Source organism: Kitasatospora sp. NPDC004669, assembly GCF_040609455.1.
Lineage (GTDB): Bacteria > Actinomycetota > Actinomycetes > Streptomycetales > Streptomycetaceae > Kitasatospora.
In genome coordinates, this window is sequence record NZ_JBEXKB010000013.1 from 54,134 (window position 1) to 70,465 (window position 16,332).

Here is a 16,332-nt window from a genome sequence, read left to right on the forward strand (position 1 = left end):
ATGAAGATCCGCAACGGGGGTCCAGCGGACGTCCCCGACATCCTGTCCCTGCTCGACGGCGCCGTGTCCTGGCTGGCCGGCCAGGACCGCACCGGCCAGTGGGGCGACCAGCCGTTCAGCACCAACCAGGCCCGGGTCGACCAGGTCTCCTCGTACGCCGCCGAGCCCTTCCTGATCCGCCTCGCCGTGGACGACGACGGCCGCACGGTCGGCTGCTGCGTGCTCTCCGAGGACCGCGGCCGGTGGATCCCCGCCGTGGACGAGCGCGAGCTGTACGTCCGCAACCTGGTCACCGACCGCAGCCGCAAGGGCTCGGGCATCGGCGCGGCGCTGATCGCCGACGCGATCGAGGAGACCCGTCGGCGCGGCATCGGCCTGCTGCGGGTGGACTGCTACGGCGGCGCGGACCGCAAGCTGGTCGCCCAGTACCGGGCGCTCGGCTTCACCGAGACCGAGAGCTTCGAGGTCGAGCAGCCGACCGGCGTCTGGCCGGGCCAGGTGCTGGCCATCCGCCTCTGACACGGCGTCGGGCACCCCCGGAGTCCCGACTCCGGGGGTGCCCGACGATCGATCAGCAGGCGGTGGCCAGCTCGGCCTTGCGCGCCGGACCGCTCCTCGGCACGACGGCCACCACCCGGCCGCCACGGCCCGGGTGCAGGTCGAAGCGCACCCGCAGGTCCGCGCTGCGGGCCAGCACCAGGCCGACCGCGGCGGCCGCCAGCGCGGACACCACGCCGCAGGCCAGCAGGCCGAGCCGGGGCCCGTACGAGGCGGTGACCCAGCCGACGACCGGGGCGCCGATCGGCGTACCGCCGGTGAAGACCAGCACCAGCAGGCCCATCACCCGACCGCGCATCTCGGGGTCGGTGGCCAGCTGCAGCAAGGAGTTGACCGAGGTGTTGAAGCTCAGCCCGAACACCCCGATCAGCATCAGCAGCAGCGCGAAGGTCCAGTAGTCGGGCGCGAAGGCCGCGACCACCTCCAGCGCGCCGAAGGCCAGCGCCGCGCCGACCAGCCGGCGCAGCCGGGGCGCGCCCCGACGGGCGGCGAGCAGCGCACCGGCCAGCGAGCCGATCGCCATCGCGGTGTTCAGCAGGCCGTACTGCCCGGCGCCCACCTTGAAGGTGTCGTACGCGAAACCGGAGAGCAGCGTCGGGAAGTTGAAGCCGAAGGTGCCGATGAATCCGGCCAACACCATCGGCCAGAGCAGCTCGGGCCGCTCCTTCACGTACCGCAGGCCCTCGCGCAGCTGGCCCTTCTCGCGGGCGATCGGCTCGGTCGGGCGCAGTTCGCCCTCCCGCATCGCGAGCAGCCCGCCGATCACGGCGGCGAAGGACAGCGCGTTGACGGCGAAGGCCCAGCCGCTGCCGACCGCGGCGATCAGCAGACCCGCGACGGCGGGGCCGACCAGCCGGGCGGTCTGGAAGTTGGCGGCGTTCAGGCTGACCGCGTTGGCGAGGTCCTTGGGCCCGACCATCTCGGCGACGAAGGCCTGTCGGGTCGGGTTGTCCACCACGGTGACCAGGCCGAGCAGCAGCGCGAAGGCGTACACGTAGTACGGCGTCACCACACCGCCGACGGTCAGCACGGCCAGACCCGCGGCGAGCAGGCCCATCGCGCCCTGGGTGTAGACCAGCAGCCGGCGCTTGGGCATCCGGTCGGCGAGCACGCCGCCGAACAGGCCGAGCAGCAGCATCGGCAGGAACTGCATGGCGGTGGTGATGCCGACCGCGAGCGGGCTGCCGGTGAGGCTCAGCACCAGCCAGTCCTGGGCGATCCGCTGCATCCAGGTGCCGGTGTTGGACACCACCTGGCCGGCGAAGTAGTAGCGGTAGTTGCGAACGCGCAGGGAGGAGAACATCCCCCCGGGCCTCGTGAAACGGGCTCCTGTGGGAGACGGGAGGGGCCGAGCCGAGCTCGTCGCCGAAAGGGTGGTGGCGGGCGACGGGCGGGACGCGTGGCTGCGGCCCTGAGCGGCGGAGTCCGCCGCGGTGCGTTCGTCGGGGTCGTCGTCGCCGCTGCCGGGCAGTCCGCTGGGGGCGGGGGCCTGGGCGCCGGCGGCCGCGGCACGGTCCGCGGCGGGGTCGGTGGTCGGGTCGTCGGTACGGATGGCGGCTGCGCTGGCTGCGGCCGGCGGTGTCACGGTGGTCTCCCCTCGCGGCGCGACGGCCTTGGCGGTGGCCGTCGCGCTCCTGGTGTCGGTGGTCGGTCCTGCGGTGATGCTGGCCCCTTCTTCTCCCGGCGGCTCGCCGGGTTCGGCATGCCTAGAGGTGTGCGAGCTTGTAGAGCACGGGCGCGGCCTCCCGGAGGACGGCCCACTCCTCCTCGTCGAGCCCTTGGGCGAGCTCGGCGAGCCAGACGTTTCGGCGCCGACGGCTCTCCGCGAGGATCGCCTCGGCCTGCTCGGTGCTGCTGACGACCACCTGGCGGCGGTCCTCGGGGTGCGGCTCGCGCCGCACCAGGCCCTTCTCCTCCAGCATCGCGACGATCCTGGTCATCGAAGGAGGCTGCACGTGCTCCTTCCGGGCGAGCTCACCCGGCGTCGCCTTCCCGCACCGGGCGAGGGTGCCCAGCACTCCCATCTCGGTGGGACTCAACGACTCCTCCACCCGCTGGTGTTTGAGTCGTCGGGAGAGGCGCATCGTGGACGACCGCAGCTGAGAGATCGCTGCGAGGTCCTGCTCGGACATCTCGGGCATCTCTTTAGCTTACGTCATTACCCTCCCTAAGGAAAAACGGGTTCCCGCCGCGCCGGAAGATCGACCCGGTGCCATATTGGTCATGGGGTCACCGCTCCCGACGCCAGGAAGGGCCGACCAGTCATGTCCGATCTCGCCGCCGAGCAGCCCGCGCCGTACGTGCCGTATGCGCCGCCCGCGCCGTACGAGCAGTCCGCAACGTCCGGGCAGTCCGCGCAGTCCGGGCAGGACGACACCGGCTTCGCCCGGCTCGCCATGGTCACCATCGACTGCGCCGACCCGGTCGCGCTGGCCTCGTTCTACGGCGAGCTGCTGGGCTGGGAGACCCGGCACGTGGACGAACACTTCGCGATCCTGGACAACCCGGAGGGCGGCAGCCCGCTGGGCTTCGGACGGGTGACGGACTACCGGCCGCAGCCGTGGACCGAGCCGGACGGCAGCAAGCACTTCCACCTCGACTTCTACGTCGACGACCTGGACGAGGCGACCGCCAAGGCCCTCGCACTCGGCGCGACCGAACCCAGCTACCAGCACGGCCGCACACTCAGGGTGCTGATCGACCCGGCGGGCCACCCGTTCGGGCTAGCCCCGCTGGAGCAGTAGGGCCGGCGAACGCGCCTGGGGGCCGTGCGCAGGCGGTGTCAGGGCTTGGTGCCAAGATCTTGCAGGCCGCGTAAAGGTCAACGCTGACCTGGGACTTCACGAAAAACGCGAACCTTGTGCGCCCACCGGGCAGTGGTTACTGTCCCCGCTGTCAGGGGCACCACACGGCCAGGTCTCCCCTTGGCGGAGCCCCCTCCGCGCCCGTCTCCGCGCGTGTTCCACCGTTCCCCCGTACCCGGTCCCCCGCCTCCGCCCGAGCCCTGGCGCCCGCATCCCCGCATCCGTCCAGGGAGCTCTCTTGGGTGAGATCCATCATGCCGACCACGGCTGGGTGACACCGGCGGTCTCGTACTTCGTCGCCTGCCTCGGCGCCTTCGTCGCCCTGCGCAGTGCCCGCTGGGCGCTCATCTCCAATGGCCGCAGCCGGGCCGTCTGGCTGCTGTTCGCCTCGACCTCGCTCGGTGCCGGCATCTGGTCCATGCACTTCATCGCGATGCTCGGCTTCTCGGTCAGCGGCGTCGAGATCACCTACCAGCCGGGGCTGACCGTGCTCAGCCTGCTGGTCGCCGTCGCGGTGGTCGGCGTCGGGCTGTTCACCGTCGGGTACTGGCGCAGCCGTCCCGTCCTGTCACTGCTGATCGGCGGGTTGACCACCGGGCTCGGCGTCGCCGCGATGCACTACCTGGGCATGGCCGCGATGGTGCTGCCCGGCCACCTCGGCTACGACCACCTCACCGTGGAACTGTCGATCGGCATCGCGGTGTTCGCGGCGACGGCCGCGCTCTGGGCCGCGCTGAACATCCGGGGCACCGTCGCCGTGCTGGCGGCGGCGCCGGTGATGGGCGTGGCGGTCTGCGCGATGCACTACACCGGGATGGCGGCGCTGTCGGTCCGGCTGGACTTCTCGCACTCCACCCAGGACGGCGTGATGGCGCTGCAGTTCATCTTCCCGCTCGGGGTCGGGCTGGGCTGCTACATCTTCTTCGGCGCGCTGGCCTTCGCCGTCTCGCCGAGCAAGACCTCCTCGCAGCCACTGCTGGTCGGCCCGGCAGCGCCGCTGCCGACGCGGACGCCCCGCGTCCCGCCGCAGCGGCGACGGGCGGTGGGCAGGGCGGGCGCCCGTCGCTGACCGCGCGCGGCGGAAAGCGGACGTCCGGCCGGGTCCCCCACCCCGGCCGGACGTCGTTCGTCCCTCGATCGCCTGCCGTTGCGGCTACTCCGGCCGTCCGAGCGGCCCGGTCAGGTGCCCCGGCGTGGCCACCGGGCAGACCTTGCGCACGAAATCCCGCCGCAGCCCGTGGTACGACTCGCCCGCCCGGTAGAAGTTGGCGTGCATCCGGCGCAGTTCCTCCGCCCGGTACTCGGCCAGCGGCTTCGCCTCCTCGTCCTCGGCGCGGCGGCGCTTCTTGTCCAGCAGCCGCCCGGTGAACTCCGGCGAGGCGGCCAGCCGGGCGGCCTCGCGGGCCACCCAGCGGCGGAAGCCGGCCGCGTCCCCGCCGGCCGTACGGTCCACCAGGCCGATCCGGCGGGCGTGTTCGGCCCCGACCGGCAGCGCCTCCGTGGTGAGCCGCTCGGCCCGCTCCGCGCCGACCCGGGCCGGCAGGGTGTACGTCCAGTACTCGGAGCCGTACAGGCCCATCAGCCGGTAGTGCGGGTTGAGCACCGCCGACTCCCGGCACCACACCTCGTCGGCGGCGAGCGCCAGCATCAGGCCGCCGGCCGCCGCGTTCCCGGCCAGCGCGGCGACGGTCAGCTTGTCGCTCGTGGTCAGGATCGCCTCGACCAGGTCGTCCATCGCGTTGATGTTCTCCCAGGACTCCAGCGCCGGGAAGGCCGCGCCCTCGATGACGTTGAGGTGGATCCCGTTGGAGTAGAAGTCCCGGGGCGCGCCGAGCACCAGCACCGAGGTGGGCCGGTCGGCGGCCATCCGGTAGGCAGCGAGCAGCCGACGGCACTGCTCGGCGCTCATCGCCCCGCCGGCGTAGGCGAATTCGAGGTAGCCGACGTCGCCGTCCTCGCGGTAGCGCAGCTCCGACCAGGTGTCCCGGCGGGCGGCCTCGACCGGGGTCACCGGTACCTCGCGGACCCGGTGCAGCTCGTCGGCGAGCACCGTCGCGGCCGGCAGCTTGAAGGTGGCCGGCCCGCCGGGGGTGCGGCGCGGGCGCAGCTGCGGGATCCAGACCGCACCGTCCACGGTGGCCCGACAGATCGCGCCGTCCCGGGTGGCGATGACGGCGCCGGGCCGCGGGCCGCGCAGGTCGTCCTCGGGGTGTCCGCCGTGCAGGAAGAACTCCCGCCCGTACAACTCGTCCAGCACGCCGGGCTGGGAGTCGGCGGCGCGCAGCTTGCGCAGCACGGTGGCGGTGTCGTCCTGCTCCCAGTCGATCCGGCGGACCTCCTGGCGCAGCGGCGGGCGCAGCTCGCCGCGCACGTCCGGGCGGGCGTAGTCCAGCGGCTCGGGGGTGTACAGCCCGCCCTCGTAGCGCTGGACGGCCAGCAGGACGGCCTCGACGGCGGCGTCGGCGACCTCGCCCCGGTACAGCTCGCTCTTGCCGCAGTCGGGGACGGCGAAGTCGACGGACGCCCAGATGTCGCCCGCGTCCATCTCCTCGACGGCCTGCAGCACGGTGACGCCCCAGCGCCGCGCGCCCTCGGTGATCGCCCAGTCGAGCGAGGACGGGCCTCGGTCGCCCTTGGGGCCCGGGTGCACGATCAGGACCGTCCGGGTGGACCAGATGTCCGCCGGGACGGCCTTGGTGAGCATCGGGCAGATGATCAGCTCGGGGTCGACGTCGGCCACCGCGGCCCGCATCCGGTCGTCGCCGAGCGCGAGTCGGACGGCGACCTGGTGGCCGCGCTCGCGCAGCTCGGTGTGGACGCGCTGGGTCAGGCTGTTGAACGCGGTCGCGATCAGGAGAATGCGCAAAGGGGCCTCCGGGCAGGACTTCGGGTGCGCGGAGGCGATGAAACCAGGACATGGACACGTAATGGTTACGTTCCGTGCCTCGACGCCCTACCCTCACCCACCCCGCACACCTGTGGCCCCGGCGTGGCCCGTGCTTCGCCGGACCTCCCCAGCCTCTTCCCGGAGTTGACCTGGCACACCCCTCCCGGAGCGGGCAAGGACCCAAGAGGCAGGCCCTAGCGCGGGAACGCCCGGCGGGCCCGCCAGGTGGTGTGCTCCCGGGAGACCGCGTCCTCCGCCTCGGCGGCCAGCCGCGCCCAGCGCGCCTCGGCGTCCGGCCCCCTGAGGTCGAGGTCGGAGAGCTGGTTGCCGACGTTCTCCAGCTCGCGCGCGGCCAGTTGGTAGGCGGCGGCCAGCGGGCGCAGCTGCTTGAGCTGCGTCCAGGCGATGATCGCGGCGGCCGCGGCCGAGCTGGCGCCGAAGATGTGCACCTCCAGCGCGCCGGTGGCCTGGGCGATCGCCGCCGCCGCGCCGATGATGATCAGCGTCGCGATGCCGAGCCCCCAGGAGACCGCCTGGGACTCGCAGGAGTCGGCCCGTGAGCGGTACCAGGTGCGCTGGCCCTCGACCCGGGTGCGCAGGTAGAGGGTGCGCCGGGCGGTCAGGCTGTCGGCCCGGGCGCGCCTCATCTCCTCGGTGATCTCGGGGACGGTGCCGGGCGGCACGATCTCCGGGTCCTCGAAAGCCCGCAGCACGTCCTCGACCTGGAGCAGGTAGCCGCGGTCGGCGTCCGCCGACTCGGCCTCACCGTCGAACGGCCGGGCCCGGACGCTGTACTTCCAGGCCAGCGTCTTGACCGACTCGGCCGCCGCCCGCGCCTCGTACCAACGGCCCTGCGGGTTGCTGCGGCGCAGCCGGGACCAGAAGTAGCCGGCCACCAGGAAGGCGGCCACCGAGAACAGTGGCTTGATATCGCTGTCGCCCTTGTGGTCCGGGCCCGGCAGCGACCCGATCAGCGCGGCGATCACCAGCATCGCGATCAGTCCGCGGTGCCAGCGCAGCGTCTCGCGCTGTCCGTCCAGCGAGGCCTTGTCCGCCCGCCAGAACAGATCCGGCAGCAGCCGTGCCTCGACTCCCCCGGGCGGATCCTGTTGCACCATCGGTCGAGCCCCCTCCCCGTCTCCGTCCAAGCAGTATGCCCACCGTCAACTGACCCACACGGTCGCCTTTTTGACACCTTCCGCGACGCCTTCCGACCGTCGATGATTGCCCCACCCTCGGGTAACCGATATAAACGGTTACATGCCGCTGCACTGGAAGCTCGTCATCGACTGCGCCGACCCGCACCGCCAGGCCGCCTTCTGGGGCGCCGCCCTCGACTACACCGTCGAGGACCACGGCACACTGATCACCCGCCTGCTCGACGCCGGTGCGGTCCCCCCCCGACGCCCTCACCGAGCTGGACGGCCGGCCCGCCTGGCGCACCCTCGCCGCCGTCCGCCACCCCGAGGACCCGTACGACCCGGCCTCGGACACCGGCCTCGGACGCCGCATCCTCTTCCAGGCCGTCCCGGAGGCCAAGCAGGGCAAGAACCGCCTCCACCTGGACGTCCACCCCGGCCCCGGCGAGCGCGCGGCCACCGTCGCCCGGCTCGAAGCCCTCGGCGCCACCGTGCTGCGCGACGTCAAGGAGCCCGGCGGCGAGTGGACCGTCATGCGGGACCCCGAGGACAACGAGTTCTGCGTCCACTGACCGGGCCCGGGAACGACGCGGCCCCGCGCTCCGGAACCGGAGGGCGGGGCCGTTGTGGAGCCGGGGCCGTCGCACGGCCGCAGCGCCTCAGAGCAGACCGAGCGCGGGCATCAGGTAGTAGAAGGTGAAGACACCGGCCACGGCGTACATGGCCACCGGCACCTCGCGCCCCCGACCAGCGGCAACGCGGAGGACGCAGAAGATGATGAACCCAATACCCAAGCCGTTGGTGATCGAGTAGGTGAACGGCATCATCACGATGGTCAGGAAGGCCGGGATCGCGATGGTGTAGTCGGCCCAGTCGATCTCCTTGACGGAGTTCGCCAGGATCAGGAAGCCGACCGTCACCAGCGCCGGGGTGGCGGCCTGGGCCGGGACCATGGTGGCCAGCGGGGTGAGGAAGAGCGCCACCATGAAGAGCAGGCCGGTGACGATCGAGGCGAAGCCGGTCCGGGCGCCCTCGCCGACGCCGGCGGTGGACTCGACGAAGCAGGTGTTGGCGGAGGCGGAGGTGGCGCCGCCGGCCGCGGTGGCGATGCCGTCGACCATCAGGACCCTGTTGATGCCCGGCAGGTCGCCGTTGTGGTCCAGCAGGTGGGCCTCGTCGGCGACACCGAGGATGGTGCCCATCGCGTCGAAGAAGCAGGACATCAGCACGGTGAAGACGAACAGCACGCCGGTCAGCACGCCGACCTTCCCGAAGCCGCCGAACAGGCTGACCTTGCCGACCAGGCCGAAGTCCGGGGCGGCCACCGGGTTGCCGGGCCAGGTCGGGGCGGTGAGGCCCCACTTGAGCGCCGGGATGTCGACCAGCTTGTCGATCACCGCCGCGAGCACGGTGGAGCCGGCGATGCTGATCAGGATCGCGCCGGGCACCTTGCGGATGACCAGGATCAGGGTGAGCAGCAGGCCGAACACGAAGACCAGCACCGGCCAGCCGAGCAGGTGGCCGTTGCCGCCGAGTTGCAGCGGGACGGTGGTGTGGGCGGCGTCCGGGACGCGGCTGACGAAGCCGGAGTCGACCAGGCCGACCAGGCTGATGAACAGGCCGATACCGATCGCGATGGCCTTGCGCAGGCCGAGCGGGACGGCGTTCATGACCCGCTCGCGCAGACCGGTGGCGACCAGCAGCATGATCGCGAAGCCGGCCAGCACCACCATGCCCATGGCGTCCGGCCAGGTCATCTTGGGCGCGAGCTGCAGCGCCACGATGGTGTTGACACCGAGGCCGGCCGCCAGGCCGATCGGCACGTTGCCGATCACGCCCATCAGCAGGGTGGTGAGACCCGCGGTGAGGGCGGTGGCGGTGACCAGCTGGGCGCTGCCCAGGTGAGCCCCGGTCATGTCCGTGGCGCTGGCCAGGATGATCGGGTTCAGCACCAGGATGTACGCCATGGTGAAGAAGGTGGCGACACCGCCGCGGACCTCGCGCGGCAGGGTGGAGCCGCGCTCGCTGATCCGGAAGTAGCGGTCCAGGGCACCCGTGGGGGGCTGGGGCGCGGCGTCGGCCGGCTCGGGCGACTCGGTGGTCGGCTGGACCACAGGCATGGCGGGGCGTCCTCTGTGGGGGAGCTGAGGAGAGGGGGACCGCCCGGGGCGACGGTGGCCGGGCGTAGACCATTAAGTATGGTTTCCGGATCGCACACGCGCTATCTTCGCGCGTAGAGCCCGCGGGACGTCCCGGAGCGCACCCAGGGGCCCCGCCCGGCCCCCACCGCACCGTACGCTAGGCCCCATGCCCAAGACGCCGCTGCACCCCTCGCCCCCTCCCCTGGAGGCCAACGACGTCGCCATCGTCGGCGGCGGCACGGTGCTGTGGTTCGTCGCCTTCCTGGCCCTGCTCCCCTTCCAGGGCACCCTCTCCGACCACGGGCACGGCACCTGGCCCTGGATCTGCCTCTCCGGCGGTCTGCTCGGCCTGATCGGCCTCTGGTACTGCCGCGCCCGACGGGACGCGATCGCCCGCAACCGCACCGCCGAGGCCGCCCTGCGCGAGGCCGACGGCGACGGCACCGGCAGCGGCGCGGGCCCGGCCACCCAGTCGGACTGAACAGCCCTTTAGTAGCACGCATCGGACATAAGGCGCCCGTAGAGTCGGTGCCATGACGCAGCCTGCCCAGCCCGAGGAAGAGCAGCCGGCCGACGGAGACCTCCCCGACGGAGCGCACCCCCTCGGGCTGCTGCCCGGGCGGCGCGGTGGCCTGACCTCCGCCGAGGTGGCCGAACGGGTCGCCAAGGGGCAGGTCAACGACGTGCCGGTGCGGTCCAGCCGGTCCGCCAAGGAGATCGTCCGGGCCAACGTCTTCACCCGGTTCAACGCCATCATCGGCGTCATGTTCGGGATCATCCTGATCGTCGGCCCGATCCAGGACGGCCTGTTCGGCCTGGTCATCGTGGCCAACACCGCGATCGGCATCCTCCAGGAGCTGCGCGCCAAGAAGACCCTGGACAGCCTGGCACTGATCGGAGAGGCCCGCCCCCAGGTCCGCCGGGACGGCACCGTCCAGCAGATCACCGTCTCCGAGATCGTCCTCGACGACACCGTGCTGCTCGGCATCGGCGACAAGGTGATCGTGGACGGCGACGTCACCGAGGCGGACGGCCTGGAGATCGACGAGTCGCTGCTCACCGGCGAACCCGACCCCGTCCTCAAGCAGCCCGGCGACCAGGTGATGTCCGGCAGCTTCGTGGTGGCCGGCGCGGGCGCCTTCACCGCCACCAAGGTCGGCCGTGAGGCCTACGCGGCCCAGCTGGCCGAGGAGGCCAGCAAGTTCACCCTGGTGAAGTCGGAGCTGCGCAGCGGCATCGACAGCATCCTGCGGTTCATCACCTACCTGCTGATCCCCACCGCGCTCGGCCTGATCATCAGCCAGCTGGCCGTCGAGGGCCGGGACTGGCGCGAGGCCGTCCGCCGGATGGTGGCCGGCATCGTGCCGATGGTCCCCGAGGGCCTGGTGCTGCTGACCTCGGTGGCCTTCGCTATCGGCGTGATCCGGCTCGGCCGCAGGCAGTGCCTGGTCCAGGAGCTTCCGGCGATCGAGGGCCTGGCCCGGGTGGACACCGTCTGCCTGGACAAGACCGGCACCCTCACCGAGGGCGGCATGGACGTGATCGACCTGCGGGTGATCTCCAACGGCGAGCCCGCCCCGGTCGACCAGGACACCATCAAGCACGCGCTCGCCGTGATGGCCGGCGCCGACGCCCGTCCCAACCCGTCCATGCAGGCCGTGATCGACGCGTACGGGCGCGGCGACGGCGCCGGCCCGGGCGGCAACGGCTGGCGGGTGATCGAGGCGATGCCCTTCTCCTCCGCCCGCAAGTGGAGCGGCGTTCAGCTGCTGGAGCCGCAGGGCGGCGAGGCCAGCTGGCTGCTCGGCGCCCCCGACGTACTGCTGCCCGCCGGGCACCCGGCGCTCGCCGAGGTGGACGAACTGGGCGCCCAGGGCCTGCGGGTGCTGCTGCTCGGCCGCACGCCCGTCCCGCTGGACTCCCCCGACCCGGCGGCCGACCTCACCCCGCTCGCCCTGGTGGTGCTCCAGCAGCGGCTGCGCGCGGACGCCGCCGACACCCTGCGCTACTTCGAGAGCCAGAACGTCCGGGCCAAGGTGATCTCCGGGGACGCGGCGGTCTCGGTCGGCGCGGTGGCCGACCACCTCGGCCTGCCCGGTGCGGACAGCCCGCTGGACGCCCGCACCCTGCCCGAGGACCCGGAGCAGCTCGCCGAGACCGCCGACCGGACCAGCGTCTTCGGCCGGGTCACCCCGCAGCAGAAGCGCCGGCTGGTCGGAGCGCTGCAGTCCCGCGGCCACACCGTGGCGATGACCGGCGACGGTGTCAACGACGTGCTCGCGCTCAAGGACGCCGACATCGGCGTGGCGATGGGCACCGGCTCGGACGCCACCAAGGCGGTCGCCCAGATCGTGCTGCTCAACGACTCCTTCGCGACCATGCCCGCGGTGGTCGCCGAGGGCCGCCGGGTGATCGGCAACATCGAGCGGGTGGCCGGGCTGTTCCTGGTGAAGACGGTCTACTCGGTGCTGCTGGCGCTGCTGGTGATCTTCACCCACTCGCCGTACCCGTTCCTGCCCCGGCACTCCACCGTGCTGTCCACCCTCACCATCGGCGTGCCGGCCTTCTTCCTGGCCCTCGCCCCCAACACCGAGCGGGCCCGTACCGGCTTCGTGAAGCGCGTCCTGCGGCTGGCGATCCCCGGCGGCGTCATCGCCGGCACCGGCACCTTCGTCGCCTACGCGCTGGCCCGCGCCGACCACGCGACCGACCTCGAGGCCGACACCAGCGTGGCCACCCTGACGCTCTTCCTGATCGCCATCTGGGTGCTCGCCATCGTCGCCCGCCCGTACAACTGGTGGCGGCTGCTGCTGATCGGCACCATGGGCGGCGCGTTCGTCCTGGTCCTGGTGGTCCCGCCGCTGTCCGAATTCTTCCAGCTCTCCCTGGTCCGCGGACGGGACCCGTGGACAGGCGTCGCCATCGCGGTGCTCTGCGGCATCGTGCTGGAGATCGCCTGGGGCTTCATGAAGCGCCGCGGGCTCGAATGACCCCGGCATAGCATGGTCCTGGGAGGGGGTGCCGAATGGCGCGCAGGGGTGGGGAGTTGGAGGCGTTCATCGCCTTCCTGGGCGGGCTGTTGGCGGTCGGGCTGACGGCGCTGGCGATGGCGGGCGTCGGCCTGACGATCAGGCCGACGCCCGCGGTGAAGGCGGCGGCGATGGTGACGCTCGGCGCGGTCTAGCTGACCGTCACCACCACCGTCTACCTGCGGCTCAAGCCGCGCGACGGCTGAGGCCGCTCAGTCCGGTCCGCCCTCTCGGTCCGCTCAGCCCTCGAAGTCCCGGGCCGCGGACAGCTCGTACGCCCGGTCCGGCTCGCTGAGCGCGGCCAGCACCTCGAAGCGCCGGTGCCACTGCCCGACCGACCAGGCGAGCCCGGCCGCCAGGCCCTCCGGGGTGGCCGCGTGCAGCAGGCCGGGCACCGGCGGGACCTCGAACTCGTCGTCCTCGTCGGCGGCTTCGGCCAGCTCCGGGTCGTAGGGCGGCTCCGGCGCGTCCGACTCCGGGTCCCAACGCCAGTCCACCGCGGCCTCGTTGCCGTCCGGGCCGACCACCAGCAGCTCCTCGTGCTCCTCGTAGGCGACCGGGCAGCCGGGCAGCAGCTCCCGCACCACGGCCGGCACCCGGTGCAGCACACCCTCGGAGAGCACCCGGCCGCCGGCCACCTCACTGGCCAGCGACACGTGCAGCCGCTCGGCGAGGTCCGCGGCGAGCGCCGGGGCGACCGGCAACAGCGGGTACGGGTGCAGCAGTTGGACCAGGTCCGGGGCGTCGGCGACGACCGCCTCGGTGGCGTCCACCACCACCGTGCGGTCCGGACGGCGCCCGGTGGCCGGGTCCAGCGGCGGCAACGCCCGCACCACGTCCAGCGGTTCGATCCGCTCGCGGTCCACCCGGGCCAACGCGGTGTGGATGCCGTGCAGCTGACGGTGCCCGACCTCGGCGGCCGGGTCGGTGAGCCGGTCCAGCACCTCGTCCGGGCCGTGCGTCTCGGCGAGCAGCGCGGCCAGCGTGGTGCGCACCCCGAGCGCGTGCAGGAACTGCTCGTCCAGGGTGGTGCGCGCCTCGTCGTACAGGCCGCGCAGCAGCGGGTCGGCCCCGGCGGCGCGCAGCCCGGCGGGCTCGCGGCCGGCCAGCACCGGGTGGTCGCGCAGCCACCAGGCGGTGTACGGCGGCAGGTCGGTGTAGGAGCCGTTCGGCAACAGGGTGCGGACGGGGTTGACCACCGCGTCCCGGTACGGCGGGCGGGCGAGTGCGGCCAGCGCCTCGGGCCAGGCGTCGTCGTCCACCAGGTCGAGGTCGCGGACGGCCAGCAGTTCGGCGGCCACCGGCGGCACGCCGACCACCTCGTCCGCGTGCAGCGCCTCCAGGGCGTCCTCGGCCCAGTCGGCGAGCCCGTCCGGCGCCTCGTCCAGCAGGCCGGTGGGGTGGCCGCCGGCCGCCCGGTCGGCCGGGACGGTCGGGTCGAGCCGCTCCAGGTCGTCCGGGTCGAGCACCACGTCCTCGGCGCGCACCAGCACGAAGTCGGCCAGCACGCCGACGGCCGCGAGCACCTCGGGGCCCCAGCGCTCCAGCAGCTCGTCGTCCACCCAGCCGGCGTCCTCCTCGCGGGCGAGGGCGGCGAACGGGCTTCCGGGCAGCACGAGCTCGCCCGCGCGGGCGGGCTCGCCCTCGTCGTCCAGCAGCGCCAGCCGGGCCAGCCACGGGTGCTCGCCGGGCGCCGGGGCGGCGGCCTTCACCAGGGCCAGGACGGCGTCGGCCAGTTCGAGCGCGGCGTCCGGATCGTCCTCGGCCAGCTCGTAGGAGCGGGCGACGGCGGCCCGCACCTCGGGCGTGTCCAGCACCCCGGCCGGGGTGGCGGTGCCGGCGCCGAGCTTGGCCAGCAGCGGGTGGGCGGCCTCGGGGTGGGCCAGCCGCAGGTCCAGCGCGGCGAGTGCGTCGGCCAGCGTCTCGGGGTAGCCGGGGAAAGCCGCCCAGTCGGCGTCCTCGGAGGGCAGCAGCACCCGCCGGGGCCCGGTCACGGTCCGCCCGTCGGCGAGCGGCACGGGCAGCGCGCCGAGCGCCTCCGGGTCGGCCGCACCGAGCGCCGCGTACAGGTTGCGCCACCAGGCCGGGTCGCGGTCCAGGCCGCCGAGCTGGTCGACCACCTCGGCCAGTGGCACCCGGCGCACGTTCAGCACCCGCAGCTCGGTACGGCGCTCCAGGCCGGCCGGCAGCAGCCCGGGGAAGATCGGCGCCAGCGCCTCGACCACCGAGCCGTCCGCGCCCTCCAGCAGCGTCGCGTCCCGGGGCCGCAGCGCGGGCGTGCCCTCCTCGACGACGCCGGGGTGCGGCAGGAACGGCGTGCCGGGCAGCCGGGACAACACGGCGGCGCGCAGCGCGTTGTCCAGCGCGCCCTGCCCGAGCGGCCCGGGGACGAGGCCGAGCGAGCCCAGGTCGGCGCCGCGGGCGCGCAGCAGCTCGGCGTAGCTGTCGGCGGCGCGCTCGGTGAGGAAGTCGGCGAGCGGGCCGGGGGCGATGTGCCGACGGGTGGAGTCCAGCGGGTAGGAGGCGATCAGCAGCGCGGGCAGGCCGACCGGCTCGTCGCTGGGGGTGGGCGCGTGCAGCACCGGCTCGATCGCGGGCCGCTGCGGGGCACCGTCCTCGGCGACCGGGACGGCCCAGGTGACCGTCCAGTACGGGCGGGTGCGCTCCTCTGTGGGCCGGTCGGCGAGCAGCCCGGCGTCCAAGCGGCCGGAGGCGCCGACGGTCTGCCAGACCGTCTGCCGCAGCAGCCCGCCCGCGTCGTCGGTGACGGTGACCTCGGTGACGCCGTCCGGGCGCGGCTCGGCGGAGCTACGGGTGAGCGTCCGGGTGGCCTCCGGGGTCTCCACCACGACCTCGGCCAGGCCCGGCAGGGTGAGCAGCAGCGCGTCGTCGATCCCGGCCAGCAGACGGCGGGTCAGGTCCTCGGCGGCGACGTCCCGCAGCGGCAGCACCACCACGGTGTCGTAGCCCTCGGGGGCCGGGCCCTCGGCCGCGAACGGCAGCCGCAGCAGCGGCACGTGGCCGTCCCGGCGGCGCAGCTCGTCGGCCAGCGCGGGCTGCGCCTCGGCCAGCGACCGGGCCTCGCCCAGCGACCAGCGCACCCCGCCTGCGGCGCCCAGCACGGCGGGCTCGTCGGTGACGGCGAGGACGGCGGCGAAGCCGACGCCGAAGCGACCGACGGCGGGCTCCTCACCGCGCTTGGAGGAGGCGCGCAGGGTGGACAGCGACTCGACGGCGGCCGCGTCCAGCGGGGCGCCGGTGTTGGCGGCGGCCAGCACGCCGTCGGCCAGGGTCAGCCGCAGCCGCCCGGGGCCGCGCCCGGCCCGTACCGCCGCGTCGGCCGCGTTCTGCGCCAACTCGACCACCAGCCGGTCCCGGTAGCCGCCGAGTGCCAGCTCCTCCTCGGCATTGGCGTCCTCCCGGAACCGGGCCGGCGAGGCGGCCCAGGCGTCCAGCACCCGTCGGCGCAACGCGGCGCTCCCGAAGGAGTCCGCGAGGTGCTCGTCCGTGCCGCTGCCGATGATCCGAGGTTCCACTGGACCTGCCGCCTTCCGCCGCCCTGTACGTCTAAGGGCATTCTTCCCTGCCCCACCGACTACTCCCGACCACGGCCCGGCCCGGAGGCGCCCGTACCCGAAGGATCCGCAGGCCGACGCCGCCGACCGGCCCCGCTCGGGGCGCCCCGCGGGCGGTGGGCAAGCCGGGGCGGGGGGTGGGGGTGGGGTGTGCGGGCAGGAGGCCTGTCGCCCGCGGAATGGGGGATGCCCGCGGGCG

The 16,332-nt window shown here is 73.6% G+C and carries 12 protein-coding genes and 1 pseudogene; 7 read left to right on the forward strand and 6 right to left on the reverse strand.

Annotated features, from left to right (window positions below; genetic code table 11):
* Positions 1-519 (forward strand): GNAT family N-acetyltransferase, encoded by a 519-nt coding sequence (locus ABZW30_RS13795; RefSeq protein WP_355671296.1) that lies wholly within the window; start codon positions 1-3, stop codon positions 517-519.
* Positions 520-571: 52 nt separating this feature from the next.
* On the opposite strand, the gene ABZW30_RS13800 is transcribed toward ABZW30_RS13795, so the two are convergent.
* Both ABZW30_RS13800 and ABZW30_RS13805 read right to left on the reverse strand, forming a co-directional pair.
* Positions 572-1,861 (reverse strand): MFS transporter, encoded by a 1,290-nt coding sequence (locus ABZW30_RS13800; protein ID WP_355671401.1) that lies wholly within the window; start codon positions 1,859-1,861, stop codon positions 572-574.
* A 403-nt stretch (positions 1,862-2,264) separates the two neighbouring features.
* Positions 2,265-2,699: a MarR family transcriptional regulator gene (locus tag ABZW30_RS13805; protein ID WP_045692358.1), complete on the reverse strand. Its 435-nt coding sequence runs from the start codon at positions 2,697-2,699 to the stop codon at positions 2,265-2,267.
* A 123-nt stretch (positions 2,700-2,822) separates the two neighbouring features.
* Between ABZW30_RS13805 and ABZW30_RS13810 the strand changes: the two genes are divergently transcribed.
* Both ABZW30_RS13810 and ABZW30_RS13815 read left to right on the forward strand, forming a co-directional pair.
* Complete coding sequence (locus ABZW30_RS13810) at positions 2,823-3,302, forward strand: VOC family protein (protein ID WP_355671297.1); 480 nt, start codon at positions 2,823-2,825, stop codon at positions 3,300-3,302.
* Positions 3,303-3,600: 298 nt separating this feature from the next.
* Positions 3,601-4,431, forward strand: coding sequence for an MHYT domain-containing protein (locus tag ABZW30_RS13815; protein ID WP_355671298.1), 831 nt, complete (start codon positions 3,601-3,603; stop codon positions 4,429-4,431).
* A gap of 84 nt (positions 4,432-4,515) precedes the next feature.
* Here the strand turns inward: ABZW30_RS13815 and ABZW30_RS13820 are convergent, their stop codons facing one another.
* Both ABZW30_RS13820 and ABZW30_RS13825 read right to left on the reverse strand, forming a co-directional pair.
* Positions 4,516-6,228: a hydrogenase maturation protein gene (locus ABZW30_RS13820; protein WP_355671299.1), complete on the reverse strand. Its 1,713-nt coding sequence runs from the start codon at positions 6,226-6,228 to the stop codon at positions 4,516-4,518.
* Positions 6,229-6,443: 215 nt separating this feature from the next.
* Positions 6,444-7,367 carry a DUF4231 domain-containing protein gene (locus tag ABZW30_RS13825; protein WP_355671300.1) on the reverse strand — a complete coding sequence of 308 codons (924 nt, stop codon included), beginning with the start codon at positions 7,365-7,367 and terminating at the stop codon, positions 6,444-6,446.
* A gap of 142 nt (positions 7,368-7,509) precedes the next feature.
* On the opposite strand from ABZW30_RS13825, the pseudogene ABZW30_RS13830 reads away from it, so the two are divergent.
* A pseudogene (locus ABZW30_RS13830) lies at positions 7,510-7,960 on the forward strand (VOC family protein).
* An 87-nt stretch (positions 7,961-8,047) separates the two neighbouring features.
* Here the strand turns inward: ABZW30_RS13830 and ABZW30_RS13835 are convergent.
* The gene (locus ABZW30_RS13835; protein WP_355671301.1) at positions 8,048-9,508 is read right to left on the reverse strand and encodes an NCS2 family permease; all 1,461 of its coding nucleotides are present in this window, start codon (positions 9,506-9,508) and stop codon (positions 8,048-8,050) included.
* A 187-nt stretch (positions 9,509-9,695) separates the two neighbouring features.
* Between ABZW30_RS13835 and ABZW30_RS13840 the strand changes: the two genes are divergently transcribed.
* Genes ABZW30_RS13840 through ABZW30_RS13850 form a run of 3 tightly spaced genes read left to right on the forward strand, consistent with a single transcriptional unit; the run spans position 9,696 to position 12,713 of the window.
* Positions 9,696-10,010 (forward strand): DUF2530 domain-containing protein, encoded by a 315-nt coding sequence (locus ABZW30_RS13840; RefSeq protein ID WP_355671302.1) that lies wholly within the window; start codon positions 9,696-9,698, stop codon positions 10,008-10,010.
* A gap of 52 nt (positions 10,011-10,062) precedes the next feature.
* Positions 10,063-12,519, forward strand: coding sequence for an HAD-IC family P-type ATPase (locus ABZW30_RS13845; protein ID WP_355671303.1), 2,457 nt, complete (start codon positions 10,063-10,065; stop codon positions 12,517-12,519).
* A gap of 35 nt (positions 12,520-12,554) precedes the next feature.
* A complete protein-coding gene (locus ABZW30_RS13850) occupies positions 12,555-12,713 on the forward strand; it encodes a hypothetical protein (RefSeq protein ID WP_355671304.1) in 159 nt (52 codons plus the stop codon).
* An 84-nt stretch (positions 12,714-12,797) separates the two neighbouring features.
* Here ABZW30_RS13850 and ABZW30_RS13855 read toward each other — a convergent pair whose 3' ends face one another.
* Positions 12,798-16,094 (reverse strand): molecular chaperone Hsp90, encoded by a 3,297-nt coding sequence (locus ABZW30_RS13855; RefSeq protein ID WP_355671305.1) that lies wholly within the window; start codon positions 16,092-16,094, stop codon positions 12,798-12,800.
* Positions 16,095-16,332: the final 238 nt, after the last annotated feature.

Coding starts and splice junctions, on each gene's coding strand:
- ABZW30_RS13795 (WP_355671296.1), top strand. CDS start 1: ATGAAGATCCGCAACGGGGGTCCAGCGGACGTCCCCGACATCCTGTCC.
- ABZW30_RS13800 (WP_355671401.1), bottom strand. CDS start 1,861: ATGTTCTCCTCCCTGCGCGTTCGCAACTACCGCTACTACTTCGCCGGC.
- ABZW30_RS13805 (WP_045692358.1), bottom strand. CDS start 2,699: ATGCCCGAGATGTCCGAGCAGGACCTCGCAGCGATCTCTCAGCTGCGG.
- ABZW30_RS13810 (WP_355671297.1), top strand. CDS start 2,823: ATGTCCGATCTCGCCGCCGAGCAGCCCGCGCCGTACGTGCCGTATGCG.
- ABZW30_RS13825 (WP_355671300.1), bottom strand. CDS start 7,367: ATGGTGCAACAGGATCCGCCCGGGGGAGTCGAGGCACGGCTGCTGCCG.
- ABZW30_RS13835 (WP_355671301.1), bottom strand. CDS start 9,508: ATGCCTGTGGTCCAGCCGACCACCGAGTCGCCCGAGCCGGCCGACGCC.
- ABZW30_RS13840 (WP_355671302.1), top strand. CDS start 9,696: ATGCCCAAGACGCCGCTGCACCCCTCGCCCCCTCCCCTGGAGGCCAAC.
- ABZW30_RS13845 (WP_355671303.1), top strand. CDS start 10,063: ATGACGCAGCCTGCCCAGCCCGAGGAAGAGCAGCCGGCCGACGGAGAC.
- ABZW30_RS13850 (WP_355671304.1), top strand. CDS start 12,555: ATGGCGCGCAGGGGTGGGGAGTTGGAGGCGTTCATCGCCTTCCTGGGC.